The organism is Clostridium sp. UBA3061 (genome assembly GCF_002367465.1).
Classification (GTDB): domain Bacteria; phylum Bacillota; class Clostridia; order Clostridiales; family Clostridiaceae; genus Clostridium_J; species Clostridium_J sulfidigenes.
Genome location: NZ_DFCF01000006.1, coordinates 1 through 17,201 on the forward strand (window position 1 = coordinate 1; position 17,201 = coordinate 17,201).

The following is a 17,201-nucleotide window of genomic DNA, read 5'->3' on the forward strand; positions in this document are numbered from 1 at the left end:
TTGCCTTAGAATAGTCCTTTAACTAAAAAAAGAACTACAAGACCTTAGTCTGTAGTTCTATAGAAAATAGATTATTATCTTCTATTTCTTTCTGCTTTTCTTGCTCTTCTGCAATCTGGGCATCTTACTGGCTCATTTTCGAATCCTTTTTCAGCGTAGAAAGCTTGCTCTCCCTCTGTAAATATAAATTCTTTACCACAGTCTTTGCATAATATTGTTTTATCTGCCATTTTAATTCCTCCATTTTTAAAGATTTACATTCAATTAACCAATTCCCTAAAAACGGAGAAAGTTATAATAGATGTGAATCTTTTTATTTTATGGTTTCAGTTTATCACTTTGCTAGTTAAATTTCAAGTATTTTTTGAATACTTATATCCATTTTTATACCAATTATAGGATTATTTTATTTTTAAATAACTCATATACTATATATAAAATCAATCCTTATATTTTAATAAATTATTATAATTTTATATAAAAATAAAGCTATAAGATTAATTCTTATAGCTTCTATTGAAATATTAAATATTACTATCTTCTATTTCTTTCTGATTTTCTTGCTCTTCTGCAATCAGCACATCTTACTGGGTCATTTTCGAATCCTTTTTCAGCGTAGAAAGCTTGCTCTCCTTCTGTGAATATGAATTCATTTCCGCAATCTTTACATGTTAATGTTCTATCTGCCATTTTTCATTCCTCCATTTTTAAAGATTTACTTTTAACTAACTGATTCTCTAAAACTGGAGAAAAGTGTTATTAATCTTAAATCTTTATAATATATTTTTGTATTTACTACTCTTTTAGTATATCATGGCGATAATAATAATTCAATATATATTTTAATTTTATTTCCTAGATTTTTGCACTTTAACTTTTTTACCTTTAATAATTATCTCTCCATATTTTTTTAAGAAGTTCTCACCTTTATTATTCAGTATATCTACATAAGAAATATTATCTTGTATATCTATTATACCAATATCGTCTCCATTCAAATCTGGAAGATTACTAAGAGCTCCCACTATATCTATATTCCTTATTTTCTTTTTTTTACCAGCTCCAATGTATACTTTTAAGATATCTTTATGAATTACTTTCTTTTTATTTCTCTGTCCTACTTTAAGTTCTTTCTGACTCTCCTTAAATACACTCTTACCTTCTTTAATCTCTAAATCACTTGGGAAATTCCCCTTTTTAATACTATACCCTAAGTATTCTTCTATAGAAGTCAAATACTTCTTTTCATATTCAGAAACTAAAGTTATAGCTGTTCCTTCCCGTCCTGCTCTTCCCGTTCTACCTATTCTATGAACATAACTTTCCCTTTCCATTGGAACTTCATAATTAAATACATGAGTTATATTATCTACATGAATCCCTCTTGCTGCAATATCCGTAGCAACCAGTACTTTAAATTCCTCATTCTTGAACCTTTCCATAGTTTCAATCCTTATTTTTTGTTCCATATCTCCATGTAGTTGTTCTACTGAAATTCCCTCTGACTTTAATTCTTCATACACTTTTTTAACTTTATCTTTGGTATTACAAAATATTATAGCTGCATCCGGTGTGCATGCATATAAGTTCTTCCATAAGGCTTTAAACTTATCTTTATGTTCAACATTTAAATATGATTCTTTTATTTTATCGCGATTAAATATCTTGGATTCTATTTCTAAAAATCTAGGGTTTATCATATAATTAGTGCATAGCTCCTCGATACTTTCTGGTATTGTTGCAGAAAATAGAGCTGTTGTCCTTTTTTTCGGTAGTCTATCTAGTATATCACTTATCTGATCTATAAAACCCATATTTAGCATTTTATCTGCTTCATCAATGATTACATATGTTAAATCCTTAAAGTTTAAGTTTCCTCTATTCATATGGTCACTTATCCTCCCAGGTGTTCCTATTACTATATGTACCCTCTGCTTAAGTTCTCTAACCTGCTCATTAAAAGGCTGCTTTCCAAAAACAGCAGCACATCTAACTTTTTTTATTCTCCCTATATTGGATATATCATCTTTAACCTGTAATGCAAGTTCTCTTGTGGGAACTAGAACTAATGCTGTTATTTTTCCCTCTTCTACCCTAACTTCATTACAAATAGGAACTCCAAAGCTCGCTGTTTTCCCACTTCCAGTTTGTGATTTTACTATAATATCTTCTCCATCCAAAAGACTTGGAATTGTTTTATCTTGAACTTCAGAAGGATTTTCAAACCCTAGATTGTTTAGAGCCTGTAATATGTTTTCACTTAAATTATATTTTTTAAATCCACTTTCCATAACTATCTCCTTGTATCTAATTAATATCTAATCATTATTCCTATTTTACATCATATTAGATTTATATATATATTTCTACTTATTTTTAAAATTTTATACATTAATACTTTTTATATAAATAGTTAATTCTATATAGCTCAAAAATAAAAGCTATAAGAATCACTTCTTATAGCTTTCATTGAAATATTAAATATTAATTATCTTCTATTTCTTTCTGCTTTTCTTGCTCTTCTGCAATCAGCACATCTAGTTGGCTCATTTTCGAATCCTTTTTCAGCGTAGAAAGCTTGCTCTCCCTCTGTGAATACGAATTCGTTTCCGCAATCTCTGCATGTTAATGTTCTATCTGCCATTTACAATTCCTCCATTTTAAAGATCCACCTATTATTAACAAATCCTCGAATTGAAGAAAATTATTATATATGTTAAATCTTTATTTCAATTTTATTTGTGTTTAACCACTTACTCAGTATAACATACACTTTACGTATAATGCAAGTAATTATATAAATATTTTATTTTATCTTTATTTATACAGTAGTAATCCCTTTATTACTTATTTCAAATACTATTTGTTCACCCTTACCATCTACTAAAATATTACATCCATCGTAAACTTCCCCAGCTATAATTTTTTTTGCAATCATGGTTTCTAAAACATTTCCAATATATCTTTTTAGTGGTCTTGCCCCATAAACTGGATCATAGCCTTCTGTTGCTAAAATCTCCTTAGCTACGTCAGTAATTTCTAAACCTATATTTTTATCATATAATCTTCTTCTAACATGGTCAATAAATATATCTATAATTTTCTTTATACCTTCAATATTTAGTGGTTTAAACATTATAATGTCATCTACACGGTTTAAAAATTCTGGCTTGAACCTACTCTTCATTTCACTCATTACTAAAGCTTTAGTTTTTTCAGTAATCACACCACTATCCTCTAGTAGATGACTACTACCTATATTAGAAGTCATAATTATTATAGTATTTTTAAAGTCTATAGTTTTGCCCTTATTATCAGTGAGTCTTCCATCATCTAATATTTGTAGAAATACGTTAAATACATCTTCATGAGCCTTTTCTATCTCATCAAATAAAACTACTGAATATGGATTTCTTCTTACCGCTTCAGTTAATTGTCCCCCTTCTTCATAACCTACATATCCTGGAGGCGCTCCTATAAGTCTTGATACTGAATATTTTTCCATGTACTCTGACATATCAATTCTTATAATATTTTCTTCACTATCAAATAAATTTCTCGCTAAAGTTTTAGCCAGTTCTGTTTTACCTACCCCTGTAGGCCCTAGGAAAATGAATGAACCAATAGGCTTATTTTCATCTTTCATCCCTGCTCTAGCCCTAATTACGGCATTAGCAACAGCTGTTACTGCTTCATCTTGACCTATTACCCTATTGCTAAGTTCCTCCTCTAATCTTAATAGTTTTTCTCTTTCCCCTTCTACTAATCGTGTTACTGGAATTCCAGTCCACTTAGATACAATTTGAGAAATTTCTTCTTCTGTAACCTCTTCTTTGAGAAGGGCTGTTTCATAATTATTGTGCATGCTTTCTTCTTTTTCCTTTATTTCTTCTTCAAGACGTGGTATAACCCCATATTTTAGTTCTGCAGCACTATTTAAATCATATTCTCTCTCATACCTTTCAACCTTACCTCTAGCTTCATCCAATTGCTCTTTCAAAGTTCTAACTTCAAGAATCTTGCTTTTTTCTTGTTCATATTTAGCAGTCATTTCATCATTTTTTTCTTTTAATTCTGCTAACTCCTTTTGAAGTTGTTCAAGTCTCTTTTGAGATGCTTCATCACTTTCTTTAATCAGAGCTTCTCTTTCAGTTTCTAATGTAAATAGCTTTCTTCTAACCATATCAAGTTCTGTAGGAAGAGAATCTATTTCACTTCTTATCATAGCCCCAGCTTCATCAATTAAATCTATGGCTTTGTCTGGTAAAAACCTATCTTGAATATACCTATTAGATAATTTGGCTGCTGTTACTATAGCTGAATCATGAATTCTAACTCCATGGTGTATTTCAAATCTTTCCTTAAGTCCTCTTAATATTGAAATTGTATCTTGTACTGTAGGCTCTTCTGCAATAACTGGTTGAAATCTTCTCTCTAATGCTTTATCTTTTTCTATATATTGTCTATATTCATCAAAAGTAGTAGCTCCAATACAATGTAATTCTCCTCTTGCTAGCATAGGCTTTATAAGATTTCCTGCATCCATAGCTCCATCAGCTTTTCCAGCACCTACAATAGTATGAATTTCATCTATAAATAATATTATCTTCCCATCAGAACTCTTAACTTCCTTTAGTACAGCTTTAAGTCTTTCTTCAAATTCACCTCTATACTTAGCTCCTGCAATTAAAGCTCCCATATCTAAAGAAAAAATCATCCTGTCTTTTAATCCTTCTGGTACATCTCCACGTACAATTCTTTCTGCCAAACCTTCAACTATGGCAGTCTTACCTACTCCAGGCTCACCAATAAGCACTGGATTGTTTTTAGTTCTTCTTGATAAAATTCTAATTACACGTCTTATCTCTTCATCTCTTCCTATTACAGGATCTAATTTATGTTCCTTAGCAAGGTCAATTAAATTCGTTCCATACTTAGCAAGAGCATCATAAGTTCCCTCTGGATCATTAGTATCTACCCTTTGATTTCCCCTAACCTGAGATAACACTTCCATAAATTTTTCTTTATCTATGCCATATTCCTTAAGTATTTTCCCTGATATACCTTTTGCATCAACCTCCATGATAGCCATCATTATGTGTTCTACACTTATATAGGAATCATGAAATTTCTCTGATATATCTTGAGCCTTAACTAAAACTTCATTGATTCTTCTAGTGGCAGTAACTCCAGATGAACGAGCTCCTTCTCCTAATACTTTAGGCATTTTCTCTAGCTCTAAATTTACTTTTCTTTTAATTCCTTCAACATCCACACCCATTTTTTCAAGGACATTAGGTATTAATCCATCTCTTTGATTTAGAAGTGCAGAGAATAAATGAATAATATCTACTTGTTGATGATTATTTCTTACTGCTTCCTCATAGGCATCATTTAAACTTTGTTGAACTCTTATTGTTAATTTTTCTGTCTCCATAACATCACCTGCTACTCCAATTTTATATCTAATTAAGTAGCATTTCTCCCTTCATAAAACTTAAATATTATTAACTATCTTTCTAAATAGCTTTAAAAATTCTTCTCTTTCACCATTTGTGTCTAAGGCATTTAAAACATATCCATACAATTTTCTTTCAAAAGCTATATGTTCATTCTTCACTTCCTTGCCTTCATCTGTAAGTTGTAATCCATAGGATCTTCTGTCTCTCTTACTAATAGTTCTATTCACATAATTAAGTCTTTCTAGCCTATCTATAGCACTGGTTAAAGTACTTTTAGGTATGTCTAACATATTACAAATTTCCTTTAAAATTATATCATCCCTATCATAGACAATTCTTATAATACTAATTTCCATAGTATTAAGTCTTTCTATCCTAGGAAATTCCTCCATAGTCCTATGTTGATTTGAAAAAGACAAAAACATTTTCCATAAATTCGAAAATTCTTCAATTAACTTGTCATTATCCTCCATTACACCTACTCCTTTAAAATCTTCTTATATCCTACAATCATCATAATTCAATTATTAAATCAATAGATTACAACCTATATTATTGTTTGCTAAACGTAAAATTTAATTAGTACGAATTTCGTACTATATCTTTAAATAAATAGTACTACCATCGTACTATTTTGTCAATAATGAAATTTTTTTAATCAAAAATAAAAGTAATAATGAAAATCTACTATCATTATTACTTTTATTTTATATTTACAATAAATTTTGATTTAATTATTTCTTATTTCTTATTTCTTATTTCTTATTTCTTTTCCCTAACTACTGACGAGTTTTCTTCATAGATTTTCTCTTATTAGTAGAAGTGTTTTTACCCTTTTTTCTTTCTAAAGAAGTTCTTCCATGACTACCTCTAGGTAAAACTGTTTTACTATTACTATGTTCTTTACCAACCTTTTTATGCCTACTGTAATTTCCACCATGGTTAAGATTTTTTCCTTGTGTTTTAGGCCTTATTAAACACTTCGGTCCATTTCCTATTAAATCTTCTCTTCCAGCTTCCACTAAAGCTTCATATACTATATCATACTTTTTAGGGTTTCTATATTGAAGAAGAGCTCTTTGCATTGCTTTTTCCCTCTTGCTCTTAGGTACATATATCTCTTTCATAGTTAATGGATCTACCCCTGTATAAAACATAGCTGTAGATAAAGTTCCAGGTGTTGGATAAAAATCCTGAACTTGCTCTGGCTGATAATTAATATCTCTTAGATATTCTGCTAACTCTATAGCTGATGCTAATGTACTCCCTGGATGACTAGACATTAAGTAAGGTATAATATATTGTTTCTTTCCAACTTGCTCAGTAAGATTATAAAACTTATCTACAAATCTATCATAGGTCTTCCCAGATGGTTTTCCCATATACTTTAAAACATCAGCACAAACATGCTCTGGAGCTACCTTTAATTGTCCACTTACATGATGTTCTACAAGTTCTTTAAAGAAGGTATCATTTTTATCTGCCATTATATAATCATAACGTAACCCTGAGCGTACAAATGCCTTCTTCACCTTAGGAGTAGCTCTTACCTTTCTTAGTAGTTCTAAATACTCAGTATGATCTGCATCTATATTTTTACATGGTTTTGGATATAAACATTGCTTATGCTTACATGCACCATGCTTAAGCTGAGTTTTGCATGCAGGGCGTCTAAAGTTTGCAGTAGGACCTCCCACATCATGAATATATCCTTTAAAATCAGGTAAATTTGTTATTTCTACAACTTCTTGTAAAATAGAATCTTCGCTTCTACTCTGAACTATTCTTCCTTGATGGAAAGTTATAGCACAAAAAGAACAATTTCCAAAGCAACCTCTAGAACTAACTATACTAAATTTAACCTCTTCTATAGCAGCTATTCCACCTGCTTCTTCATAACAAGGATGATAATTTTTTGTGTAAGATAATCCATAAACATGGTCTAACTCTTCCCTAGTTAGTGGCATCTCTGGTCTATTTTGTACCACATATCTATTGGCATGCTTTTGTACTAGAGCCTTTCCTCTTACTGGATCTTGTTCTTCATATTGAACCTTAAATGCTTTGGCATACTCCATCTTATCTATAGATACAGCTTTATAGGACGGTATCTCAATATACCCGCTTACATATTCTAAGTCATCTATCATATAGCATGTTCCAGGCACATGTCTTATATACTGAACTTCTAATCCATCATTTAAACAATTTGCCACTTCTACTATTTGCTTTTCACTCATTCCATATATAAGTAAATCAGCTCCACTATCTACTAACATTGATTTTCTTACCTTATCACTCCAGTAATCATAATGGGCAAATCTCCTAAGACTAGCCTCTACTCCACCAATTATAACCGGAATATTCTTATATGCTTCTCTAATTTTATTACAGTATACAATAGTAGCTCGATCTGGTCTTAAACCTATTTTCCCACCTGGAGAATAAAGATCCTTTTCTCTAACTCTTTTAGCTACAGTGTAATGATTTACCATGGAATCCATGTTACCACCATTAACTAAAAATCCTAATCTAGGTCTTCCTAATTTCATAAAATCTTCAGTGTTATGCCAATCAGGTTGAGGAATTATTCCTACTTTAAATCCTGCATCTTCAAGAACTCTAGAAATTATAGCAGTACCAAAGCTATGATGGTCTATGTATGCATCTCCTGTTACTATTATAAAATCTAACTGTTCCCATTGTCTTTCTAACATATCATCTTTACAAATTGGTAAAAATCTATTTTCTAACATTTAATCACCTACTCAAATATAGTTCAAATTTATAATTCAACTCAAGGTCTAATTATACTATAAAAAGAATCAAGAGACTATTTCTTTTACAAAATAATCTCTTGACTCTAAATTAAATATATTGGTATTTTATAATAGTTGGCTAAATTAATTTATATTGTTACTTAAAACCCTTAACACCTTAAGCTATTTTAGTAACTTTTTCTTCCTTTAACATCTGTGCAACGTAGTTAGCTAAATCAACAACTCTTGCTGAATATCCCCACTCATTATCATACCAAGATGCTACTTTAATCATGTTTCCATTTACCATAGTTGATAATCCATCTACTATAGAAGATCTACTATCTCCTTTAAAGTCTACAGATACTAATGGTAATTCACATAAACCTAATATTCCCTTAAGTTCATTTTCAGATGCTTCTTTAATTACTCTATTTATTTCTTCTACGGTAGTTTCTTTTTCAACTTCGCATACTAAATCTGTTATAGATACAGCAGCTGTTGGAACTCTTAATGCAAATCCATCTAATCTACCCTTTAATTGAGGTAATACCTTTGCAACCGCTTTTGCAGCTCCAGTTGTAGTTGGCACTATAGATTCCCCTGCCGCTCTTGCTCTTCTTAAATCTTTATGACTCTTATCAAGGATTTGTTGGTCATTTGTATAAGAGTGAACTGTAGTTATAAATCCTTTTTTAATCCCAAATTTATCATCTATTACTTTAGCTACAGGTGCTAGACAATTAGTAGTACATGATGCATTTGATATGATTGTATGTTGTGATAAATCTAAATCAGAATCATTTACACCCATTACTACTGTTATATCTTCATCTTTACCTGGTGCTGTTAATATAACTTTTTTAGCTCCTGCTTTTACATGATCCATAAGTTCTTCTTTTGTTTTAAATTTTCCAGTAGACTCTATAACTAAATCAACCTCTAAGTCCTTCCAAGGAATTTCTTTTGGTGATCCACATCTTGTTATCTTTATTTCTTTATTATTAATTATTATTGAATCCTCTGTTGTCTTAACGTCTCCTTTGAAGGTACCAAAGCATGAATCATAAACAAATAAATGTGCAAGTGTTTTTATATCTGCTCTAGCATTTATAGCTACAATATTAAAATCCGTCTCAGGACTTTCACATGCTATCCTTAAAAAAGTTCTTCCGATTCTTCCGAATCCATTTATTCCAACGTTTATCATAATTGAACCCCCGCAATTCATTGTTATACTCTTTATATCAATATAGTATATCACATTAGAATATGTGTCAAATATAGTATATCATATTTTTTCTTAATTTCCCGTTGAAATATAGTATTTACTTTCATTTTCTTTTATTTACTACCATTTTCATATTTATATTTATGTAAAAAATATTTAATTTACTAGGTTGATTATTAAATTTCATTAAAAACTAATCATTTAAATCTGATATATATGCTACACTTTTACTTTTATAATATAAATAAAAATCCCACCAAGTTGGTGAGATTTTTATTTGTTATTTTTAAATATGAGTTTGAAGTTTAGCTTTAATGTCTTCTGGAGACATATAGCCTACCATTCTATCTACAGGAATTCCATCTTTAAGTACTACCATAGTGGGTACACTCATAACAGAGAATTTTTTAGCAAGAGATCTACTTTCATCAATATCTGACTTTAAAAATTTAACTTTACCATCAAAATCTCCTTGAATATCTTCTAACACTGGAGTTAATCTTTGGCATGGTCCACACCAAGTAGCAAAGAAATCCACTAAAACTAAACCTTTGCCTGCTTCATTTTCAAAATTATTTTCATCTATAACTTTCATAATAATCATCCTCCTATTCTTTTAAAGGTTAATACCTTTATTTTACTATAAATACATAAATTAAAAAAGCCTTCTTTTCATCATTATCCCATTTTATTTCGTACATCTAAGTATAATCCTTAAAAATCCTTTTAATATCATCATCAATCTACGAATTTCAAAGATTATACCATATCAATATTTTTTATATGCTATTTTTCTAGCCATTAACCCTATAATAGGAATTTCATATTCTTTATATTCATAACACTTCACCATTGAAATAATTTCAAATATAGTTATAACTATAGCAACTATACCTGTTATTATTGCTGATAGTAATATAGTACCTAGGGCCCCATATGCTAGAGGTCTAAAAAACATTAATCCTATACTACCACCTATAATCATAAATATAATAGAACTAAATATAATACCTACAATATTTATTAAAAAAGCTTGCATAGCATGAAACTTCACAAAACTGCTATCCTTTTCTAAAATATAAATTACAATAGGAGCAAGCCATGCTATAATCTTTATTCCTGGAATAAAAATTACTACTATTGCTGCACCGTAAGCAATCAGAGCCATAACATTAGCATCTATATTTCCTATAGAAGACTTATGTGGTTCATAAATATTCATATAATACCATCTCCTTTTATATCCATATAATTATATTATTCCTTAATATAGTTATAATTACAATATATTTAATTACTTATTTTTAATTTTTAAAATTTATAAAAAAAGGAATGGAAAAAGCTCATAAATAGTTAATTTCGATTTATGAACTTTCTACATTCCTAATAAATATGAAATTATATATGTTTATACTTACTTAAGCTCACCATGTTTTTCATAATGTGCAATTTCTTTTATTTTATTGCTATGATCTACAAAAACCACTGTTGGTTTATGTTCTTTGGCTTCTTCTCCATTCATTTCACAATAACTCATAATTATAACCTTATCTCCTACTTGAACACATCTAGCTGCTGCTCCATTAAGGCATATAAGACCACTACCTCTTTTTCCTGCTATAGTATAAGTTTCAAATCTACTTCCATTGTTAATATCTACAATTTGAACCTTTTCATATTCTAGAATTCCTGCTGCATCAAGTAAATCTTCATCTACTGTAATACTCCCTACATAATCAAGCTCAGCTTGGACTACAGTAGCTCTGTGTATTTTTCCCTTTAACATCGTTATTGTCATTGTTTTTCCTCCTAATTATATGTGATAAGTAAAGTTATCAATTAATCTTGCTTTTTTAAAGTACACTGCCAATGCTACTAGGACATCCTCCTTAATCTCTTTTACCATCTCTAAACTTTCACTGCTTACCACTTCTATATAATCTATTTTGGCTAAATCTTCTTTCTCTATATTTTCCCTAATTAGCTTTTTAATATTATCTGGATTTCTTTCTCCATCCTCTAATAGTTTTTTAGCCATAGAAAGAGATTTATTAAGCACTAATGCAGCCTTTCTTTCTTCTGGAGATAAATATATATTTCTTGAACTCTTCGCAAGTCCATCAGTTTCTCTAATAATTGGACATCCTACTACTTCAATATCAAAATTCAGATCTCTTACCATTCTTTTTATAACCGCTAATTGCTGAGCATCCTTTTCTCCAAAATATGCTCTATGGGCAGGTATAATATTAAATAACTTAGAAACTACAGTGCAAACTCCTCTAAAGTGCGTTGGTCTGCTACTTCCACAAAGTCCAGTGGTCAAACCACCTACCTCTACAAAAGTTGAAGCATCTTTATAATACATATCTTCACTTTCTGGATGAAATATTAAACTTGCTCCAGCATTTTCACAAAGTTTTGAATCCCTTTCTAAATCTCTAGGATATTTATCTAAATCTTCATTAGGCCCAAATTGAGTTGGGTTTACAAAAACACTAACTACTACTCTATCATTTTCTGATACAGCCTTTTTAATCAAACTTTCATGACCTTCATGTAAATAACCCATAGTTGGAACTAATCCTACTTTTAAACCTTGAGCCTTCCACCCTTTAACTACTTCTCTTACTTTTATTACATCATTTAATATTTCCATAATTTTACCTTCTTTTTAGTTTAATTTTATTAATTTACTCAGCACTGAGTTTACTTTTAATATAGTTTAGATATAACTTCTTCACTTATTTTAAATCCATGCTCTAGTGCTGGAAAAATTCCCTTACTTACATCTTCAATATAGGCTTTAAAAGCTTCTGTCATTGTAGCTCCTAAATCCGCATATTTCTTAACAAACTTAGGTGTAAAATCATTAAACATTCCTAACATATCTTGATATACAAGAATTTGCCCATCGCAACTAGCTCCTGCTCCAATACCTATTGTTGGAATTGATATTTCTTTGCTAATTATCTCTGATAACTTAGCTGGAACACACTCTAAGACCACTGAAAATGCGCCAGCTTTTTCTACCGCTTTTGCTGCTTCAATAAGTTCTTTAGCCGCTTCTTCACTTTTTCCCTGCACCTTAAATCCCCCTAAGGAATTTACTGATTGAGGGGTTAATCCTATATGTGCCATTACAGGAATAGACGCTTTAGTTATAGCTTCAATTCTATCGCACATATCTACTCCACCTTCTATTTTTACGCATTGAGCACGTCCCTCTTTCATAAGGCGTCCCGCATTAAAAACAGCGTCATAAACAGAAGTTTGATAAGACATAAATGGCATATCTGCAACTACTAAAGCATTTTCTGTTCCTCTTGCTACGGCCCTTGTATGATGAATCATATCCTCCATAGTTACTGAAATTGTATCCTCATAACCAAGACACACCATCCCTACTGAATCTCCAACTAAAATACCATTAATCCCTGAACTATCAATAATCTTAGCCATGGAATAGTCATAGGCAGTAAGCATAGTTATTTTTTCACCCTTTGCCTTTGCTTCTCTAAATGTTATAGTCGTATTTTTCATTTTATTTTTCCTCTCCTAGAAATTGTTCAATCTCACTATAATCTCTATTTTTATTTTTTTTCTTTGCCACCTTTAACAAATTATTATTTAACATCCTATATAAAACTTTATCTTCCTCACTTAAACAAGCTATATGAGCCTTCATAGTAGATAAATCACCTCTTTCCAATGGTCCTGTAAGGCTTTTTACCATTCCTGAAGATTTTATATTCTCTATATTATTGTTTATAAGAGGATATAAGGCTTCAATGGCTAAATCTTCACTAAAACCACACTGTTTAAGATAATTTACACCATTATTAATAAGCCCTAGAACCAAGTTACTGCTAATAACCGATGCTAAGTGATATAAACTCTTACTTTCTTTTTCAATAATTTTTACCGAATTACCCAGAGAACGAAAAATTTCAGCTAATTTATCAATATATTTTTCATGTCCTTCAATAGTTATAAAGGCTTTTTTAAAATTTTTATAGGAATTATATTTGTCTGATATGGCAAACATAGGATGTATAGAATATGGGTAAGCACCAAACCTGCTTATATCTGAAAAGATTTCCGAAGATAACAAACCACTACAGTGGCATATTAATTTATTTTTTATAGACAACTCTTTAAGCTCATTCCAAACCCCATGAATTTCTCCATCTGGGGTAGTAATAAAAATCACATCACTTTCTTTCATTAACTCCTTTAAGTTTATGAAAGATTTTGTGCCAGTAAATTCTGCGGCTTCCTTAGCTGAGCTATGATTCCTACTATAATATCCAATAAGTAAGATACCATTCTCTTTAAAGTATTTCCCTAGCGAAAAACCAACCTTCCCGGCTCCAATGAATCCAAATTTTATAACAATCACTCCTCACTTTATCTGTTTTCTAAGTTAATATTAAAACAATACATAAATATTAACTGAAATTTAAAACTAAAAATCATGTGAAGTAATTTGTTATCTAAGTCTCATTCTAAAAGATATGAGCTGTCCGTAAAACTTTTCCTTTATAGCTGCTTTCCCTAGAGAATAATAGCTATATACAAATTAGAATATTATTTTTCAATCTATATATTCTAATTTAAAGATATAATCAAATTATAGGTGCAGTTATTCCTATACTGCCCATAATTACTTATATCACAATTATATAAGTAATTCAATGTCTAGAAATTGTATTTTTTAGTTTTAAAATTCTATAAACACTCTCATTAATTCTTTTTTCAGTAATGATACCATTTCTAACAGCTTCTACTACTCCATCTATGGCACTATTTTGATCATGTATACCTGATGATACTATTATTATGTCATTCCCTGCTTCTATAGCTTTAACCGCTGATTCATTAGTTGGATACTTGCCTTTAACTCCCTCCATAATCATATCATCTGTGACAACTACTCCATTAAATCCTAACTCTTCCCTTAAAAGCTTTGTGACAATATTTTCAGATATACTTGCTACGTAATCCTTATCTAATTGAGGTAAGTATAAATGACCTACCATTATCATTTCAACACCATTATCTATTGCATATTTAAATGGAATTAACTCTAATTTTTTTAATTCATCAAGGGATTTATTTATAACTGGCACCCCCACATGAGAGTCAACATCTGTATCCCCATGTCCTGGGAAATGCTTTCCTACTCCTAAAACACCTGCACTCTTCAAACCTTTATATACTTCCGTTCCCATTTTCTTAACAATTTCAGGATCATCTGAAAATGCTCTATTACCTATAACTGGATTATTAGGATTAGAATTCACATCTAGCACAGGTGCGAAGTCAAGATTAAAACCTAAAGACTTTATAGTTTCACCTATAGCTTTTCCATGTTCAAAAGCATAATTTAAATCTCCAGTAGCTCCTACATCCCATGCAGATTCAAAACGTCCCATTTCCTTAGGAATTCTACTTACAACTCCACCTTCTTCATCCACTGACATAAAAAGTTTAACCTTGTTTTCATTATTTAACCCATTCAAACTTTCTATTAACTTTTTTGTTCCACTTACAGTGTTAATATTTTTACTAAATAATATTATACCTCCTACTTTTTTATTTTTTATTAAACTAATAATATTATCATCCACTTCATAACCATCAAATCCAACAATAAACAGCTGACCTACTTTTTCCTCTAATGACATAGCATCTATTTCATCTTGTATTGGGTCAACTTGAGGCTCCTCTTCACCGAATTCTTCCACCATATTATTATTTTTCAAATCCTTATTAGACTTATCTTCTATATCTATTTTATTATTATACTTTGATTCTTTACTTATAAAGCTACATCCATAGAATAAAATATTTGATGTGCAAATAACTACGACGATCATTATAACCTTTGTTAATTTACTAATTGTCTTGAAAATATTTCTATTACTTTTCATTTATTTTACACTCCTTTAATTTCCTATAATAAAATACACAAAATAAACCACACTAAAATTATATTCAAATTTATTTTTTTAGGAGGAATTCTTATGACAAAGGATAGTCAACCAGATAACAAACAAGCTAGAATGGAAAAATGTAATTATCAAACACCAATTACTAGTGAGACAGGAAAAAATCATAATAGAACTGCTAAAAAGCATTCTATTAAGAGAGAAGGATTTCAAAGCCCTCATATAAATTAAAATTATAACCGATCCTTAAGTAATGGGGAAATTCCCCATTACTTTTTTAATATATTTTAATATATTATTCTTTTATCACATATTAACACCTTTGTTCAACTGTAGTAATATATTTATATACGGAGGTGTATAAATTATGATTTATTTTGCTCATAGAGGTGCTAGCAAAAATTATCCTGAGAATACTTTGCTTGCCTTTCATAAGGCTATTATTGCAGGTGCAAAAGCAATTGAACTAGATGTTCATAAAACAAAGGATAATAAGCTAGTAGTTATTCATGATGAAGATGTTGCAAGAACCTTTCAGGGTAAAGGACTTATAAAAGACTTAACCCTCGAAGAAATTAGTTCCTTAAAATCTAAAAATATTGATTATGAAAATAGCAAGTTATGTAAGATTCCAACTTTATACCAGGTCTTAGAGTTACTTAAACCTAGTAAAGTCCTTATAAATATAGAACTTAAAACTGATGTTATTCACTATAATAATATAGAAAAAGATGTGATTGATTTAATAAAAAACTATGGTATTGAAAACCATGTATTACTTTCTAGTTTTAATCACACTTCCCTTGAAATATGTAAGTCTATAGATAAAAATATAAAATTAGGTGTGCTAATTGATAGAAAAATTGATAATATAATTGCCTATGCTAAAAATCTAGGTGCTTATTCTTTAAATCCTAATGTTTATTTAGTAAATGAGCCTTTAATCAAATTGGCTCATAATAATAACTTAAAAGTATTCACCTACACCGTAAATAAACCATTTATAGCCAATCACCTTGATAAAATTGGATGTGATGGTATCTTTACCGATAACATAGAGAAATTTATTTAAGTATGATTTTAAGTTCAGTAGATAAAAGGAGTTAAGTTACTTGCTTTAACACCTTTTATTATACTTTATATCAAATTACTAATTTAATATTCATAATTTTAAAAATAATTATAGAAGTACATTTACTTATAATGGTATAATTACTTAGAGTCCAAAAATAATTATTGAAAAGGTGTGATAAAATTGAAAACAAAACAAATAGTTTACAGTGGACTTTTAATTGCTTGCAGCATTTTACTTCCCCAATTGTTTCATTTAGTGGGAGGTCCCGGTATTGGAACAACACTTCTTCCTATGCATATTCCAGTTTTAATTGCTGGATTTATCCTTGGTCCTATTACCGGATTAATAATTGGAATTTTAAGTCCTATTTGTAGCTTTTTATATACTGGAGGAATAATGCCTGCAATACCTATGTTATATCTTATGATAGTTGAACTAGGTACTTATGGATTATTTACAGGTCTTATATTTAAGAAATTTAAATTCAACATATATGTATCACTTATTGTATCTATGATTGCAGGTAGAATAACTAGAGGTTTAGTTTTTGTCGTTGCTACAAAGTTTTTGGGAATTTTTCTTCCTCCTGCTATGGGTATATCTATAGCAATAACTCAAGGTATTCCCGGAATAATACTTCAAATGCTAATTATCCCACCAATTCTCTATTGGTTATGTAAGCTACCATATACTAAAAACTTAATGACTCAATAAATTTGG

At 30.1% G+C, this 17,201-nt stretch carries 18 protein-coding genes; 3 read left to right on the forward strand and 15 right to left on the reverse strand.

The genetic code is table 11. The features are described 5' to 3' along the window. Window positions 1–74 precede the first annotated feature (74 nt). From B2P65_RS04530 to B2P65_RS04600, 15 genes are all read right to left on the reverse strand, one after another. Window positions 75–230: a zinc-ribbon domain-containing protein gene (locus B2P65_RS04530; RefSeq protein WP_035132598.1), complete on the reverse strand. Its 156-nt coding sequence runs from the start codon at window positions 228–230 to the stop codon at window positions 75–77. A 304-nt stretch (window positions 231–534) separates the two neighbouring features. Beyond that, window positions 535–690: a zinc-ribbon domain-containing protein gene (locus B2P65_RS04535; RefSeq protein ID WP_035132599.1), complete on the reverse strand. Its 156-nt coding sequence runs from the start codon at window positions 688–690 to the stop codon at window positions 535–537. A gap of 158 nt (window positions 691–848) precedes the next feature. Next, complete coding sequence (locus tag B2P65_RS04540; RefSeq protein ID WP_346879683.1) at window positions 849–2,291, reverse strand: DEAD/DEAH box helicase; 1,443 nt, start codon at window positions 2,289–2,291, stop codon at window positions 849–851. 197 nt (window positions 2,292–2,488) lie between these two features. Next, entirely contained in the window at window positions 2,489–2,644 is a 156-nt protein-coding gene (locus B2P65_RS04545) for a zinc-ribbon domain-containing protein (RefSeq protein WP_035132601.1), read from the reverse strand. 177 nt (window positions 2,645–2,821) lie between these two features. After that, window positions 2,822–5,437: an ATP-dependent chaperone ClpB gene (gene clpB, locus B2P65_RS04550; protein ID WP_346878370.1), complete on the reverse strand. Its 2,616-nt coding sequence runs from the start codon at window positions 5,435–5,437 to the stop codon at window positions 2,822–2,824. A gap of 60 nt (window positions 5,438–5,497) precedes the next feature. Next, window positions 5,498–5,935, reverse strand: a complete 438-nt coding sequence (locus B2P65_RS04555; protein WP_346848916.1) for a MarR family winged helix-turn-helix transcriptional regulator — start codon at window positions 5,933–5,935, stop codon at window positions 5,498–5,500. Between the two features lie 306 nt (window positions 5,936–6,241). Beyond that, complete coding sequence (locus B2P65_RS04560) at window positions 6,242–8,218, reverse strand: YgiQ family radical SAM protein (RefSeq protein WP_346848915.1); 1,977 nt, start codon at window positions 8,216–8,218, stop codon at window positions 6,242–6,244. A gap of 181 nt (window positions 8,219–8,399) precedes the next feature. Further along, window positions 8,400–9,434 carry a type I glyceraldehyde-3-phosphate dehydrogenase gene (gene gap / locus B2P65_RS04565; protein ID WP_150843439.1) on the reverse strand — a complete coding sequence of 345 codons (1,035 nt, stop codon included), beginning with the start codon at window positions 9,432–9,434 and terminating at the stop codon, window positions 8,400–8,402. Window positions 9,435–9,738: 304 nt separating this feature from the next. Beyond that, the gene (gene trxA, locus B2P65_RS04570) at window positions 9,739–10,047 is read right to left on the reverse strand and encodes a thioredoxin (protein ID WP_346879684.1); all 309 of its coding nucleotides are present in this window, start codon (window positions 10,045–10,047) and stop codon (window positions 9,739–9,741) included. A gap of 174 nt (window positions 10,048–10,221) precedes the next feature. Beyond that, window positions 10,222–10,674 carry a DUF4870 domain-containing protein gene (locus tag B2P65_RS04575; protein ID WP_346848913.1) on the reverse strand — a complete coding sequence of 151 codons (453 nt, stop codon included), beginning with the start codon at window positions 10,672–10,674 and terminating at the stop codon, window positions 10,222–10,224. A 192-nt stretch (window positions 10,675–10,866) separates the two neighbouring features. Beyond that, window positions 10,867–11,250, reverse strand: a complete 384-nt coding sequence (panD, locus tag B2P65_RS04580) for an aspartate 1-decarboxylase (protein ID WP_346848912.1) — start codon at window positions 11,248–11,250, stop codon at window positions 10,867–10,869. A 15-nt stretch (window positions 11,251–11,265) separates the two neighbouring features. After that, window positions 11,266–12,111, reverse strand: a complete 846-nt coding sequence (gene panC / locus B2P65_RS04585; protein ID WP_346877863.1) for a pantoate--beta-alanine ligase — start codon at window positions 12,109–12,111, stop codon at window positions 11,266–11,268. Between the two features lie 56 nt (window positions 12,112–12,167). After that, the gene (panB, locus tag B2P65_RS04590; RefSeq protein ID WP_346879685.1) at window positions 12,168–12,995 is read right to left on the reverse strand and encodes a 3-methyl-2-oxobutanoate hydroxymethyltransferase; all 828 of its coding nucleotides are present in this window, start codon (window positions 12,993–12,995) and stop codon (window positions 12,168–12,170) included. A gap of 1 nt (window position 12,996) precedes the next feature. Next, window positions 12,997–13,845, reverse strand: coding sequence for a Rossmann-like and DUF2520 domain-containing protein (locus tag B2P65_RS04595; protein ID WP_346848996.1), 849 nt, complete (start codon window positions 13,843–13,845; stop codon window positions 12,997–12,999). 301 nt (window positions 13,846–14,146) lie between these two features. Continuing rightward, a complete protein-coding gene (locus B2P65_RS04600) occupies window positions 14,147–15,388 on the reverse strand; it encodes a glycoside hydrolase family 3 protein (protein ID WP_346878368.1) in 1,242 nt (413 codons plus the stop codon). Between the two features lie 93 nt (window positions 15,389–15,481). On the opposite strand from B2P65_RS04600, the gene B2P65_RS04605 reads away from it, so the two are divergent. From B2P65_RS04605 to B2P65_RS04615, 3 genes are all read left to right on the forward strand, one after another. After that, window positions 15,482–15,637, forward strand: a complete 156-nt coding sequence (locus B2P65_RS04605) for a hypothetical protein (RefSeq protein ID WP_167402876.1) — start codon at window positions 15,482–15,484, stop codon at window positions 15,635–15,637. Window positions 15,638–15,773: 136 nt separating this feature from the next. Beyond that, window positions 15,774–16,478, forward strand: a complete 705-nt coding sequence (locus tag B2P65_RS04610) for a glycerophosphodiester phosphodiesterase (RefSeq protein ID WP_346848908.1) — start codon at window positions 15,774–15,776, stop codon at window positions 16,476–16,478. A 183-nt stretch (window positions 16,479–16,661) separates the two neighbouring features. Beyond that, window positions 16,662–17,195 carry an ECF transporter S component gene (locus B2P65_RS04615; RefSeq protein ID WP_346877867.1) on the forward strand — a complete coding sequence of 178 codons (534 nt, stop codon included), beginning with the start codon at window positions 16,662–16,664 and terminating at the stop codon, window positions 17,193–17,195. Window positions 17,196–17,201 lie beyond the last annotated feature (6 nt).

What these genes read in the sequence shown, in the direction of transcription:
- B2P65_RS04530 (WP_035132598.1), bottom strand. Translation starts at nt 230, where the DNA reads ATGGCAGATAAAACAATATTATGCAAAGACTGTGGTAAAGAATTTATA.
- B2P65_RS04535 (WP_035132599.1), bottom strand. Translation starts at nt 690, where the DNA reads ATGGCAGATAGAACATTAACATGTAAAGATTGCGGAAATGAATTCATA.
- B2P65_RS04540 (WP_346879683.1), bottom strand. Translation starts at nt 2,291, where the DNA reads ATGGAAAGTGGATTTAAAAAATATAATTTAAGTGAAAACATATTACAG.
- B2P65_RS04545 (WP_035132601.1), bottom strand. Translation starts at nt 2,644, where the DNA reads ATGGCAGATAGAACATTAACATGCAGAGATTGCGGAAACGAATTCGTA.
- clpB (WP_346878370.1), bottom strand. Translation starts at nt 5,437, where the DNA reads ATGGAGACAGAAAAATTAACAATAAGAGTTCAACAAAGTTTAAATGAT.
- B2P65_RS04555 (WP_346848916.1), bottom strand. Translation starts at nt 5,935, where the DNA reads ATGGAGGATAATGACAAGTTAATTGAAGAATTTTCGAATTTATGGAAA.
- B2P65_RS04560 (WP_346848915.1), bottom strand. Translation starts at nt 8,218, where the DNA reads ATGTTAGAAAATAGATTTTTACCAATTTGTAAAGATGATATGTTAGAA.
- trxA (WP_346879684.1), bottom strand. Translation starts at nt 10,047, where the DNA reads ATGAAAGTTATAGATGAAAATAATTTTGAAAATGAAGCAGGCAAAGGT.
- B2P65_RS04575 (WP_346848913.1), bottom strand. Translation starts at nt 10,674, where the DNA reads ATGAATATTTATGAACCACATAAGTCTTCTATAGGAAATATAGATGCT.
- panD (WP_346848912.1), bottom strand. Translation starts at nt 11,250, where the DNA reads ATGACAATAACGATGTTAAAGGGAAAAATACACAGAGCTACTGTAGTC.
- panC (WP_346877863.1), bottom strand. Translation starts at nt 12,111, where the DNA reads ATGGAAATATTAAATGATGTAATAAAAGTAAGAGAAGTAGTTAAAGGG.
- panB (WP_346879685.1), bottom strand. Translation starts at nt 12,995, where the DNA reads ATGAAAAATACGACTATAACATTTAGAGAAGCAAAGGCAAAGGGTGAA.
- B2P65_RS04600 (WP_346878368.1), bottom strand. Translation starts at nt 15,388, where the DNA reads ATGAAAAGTAATAGAAATATTTTCAAGACAATTAGTAAATTAACAAAG.
- B2P65_RS04605 (WP_167402876.1), top strand. Translation starts at nt 15,482, where the DNA reads ATGACAAAGGATAGTCAACCAGATAACAAACAAGCTAGAATGGAAAAA.
- B2P65_RS04610 (WP_346848908.1), top strand. Translation starts at nt 15,774, where the DNA reads ATGATTTATTTTGCTCATAGAGGTGCTAGCAAAAATTATCCTGAGAAT.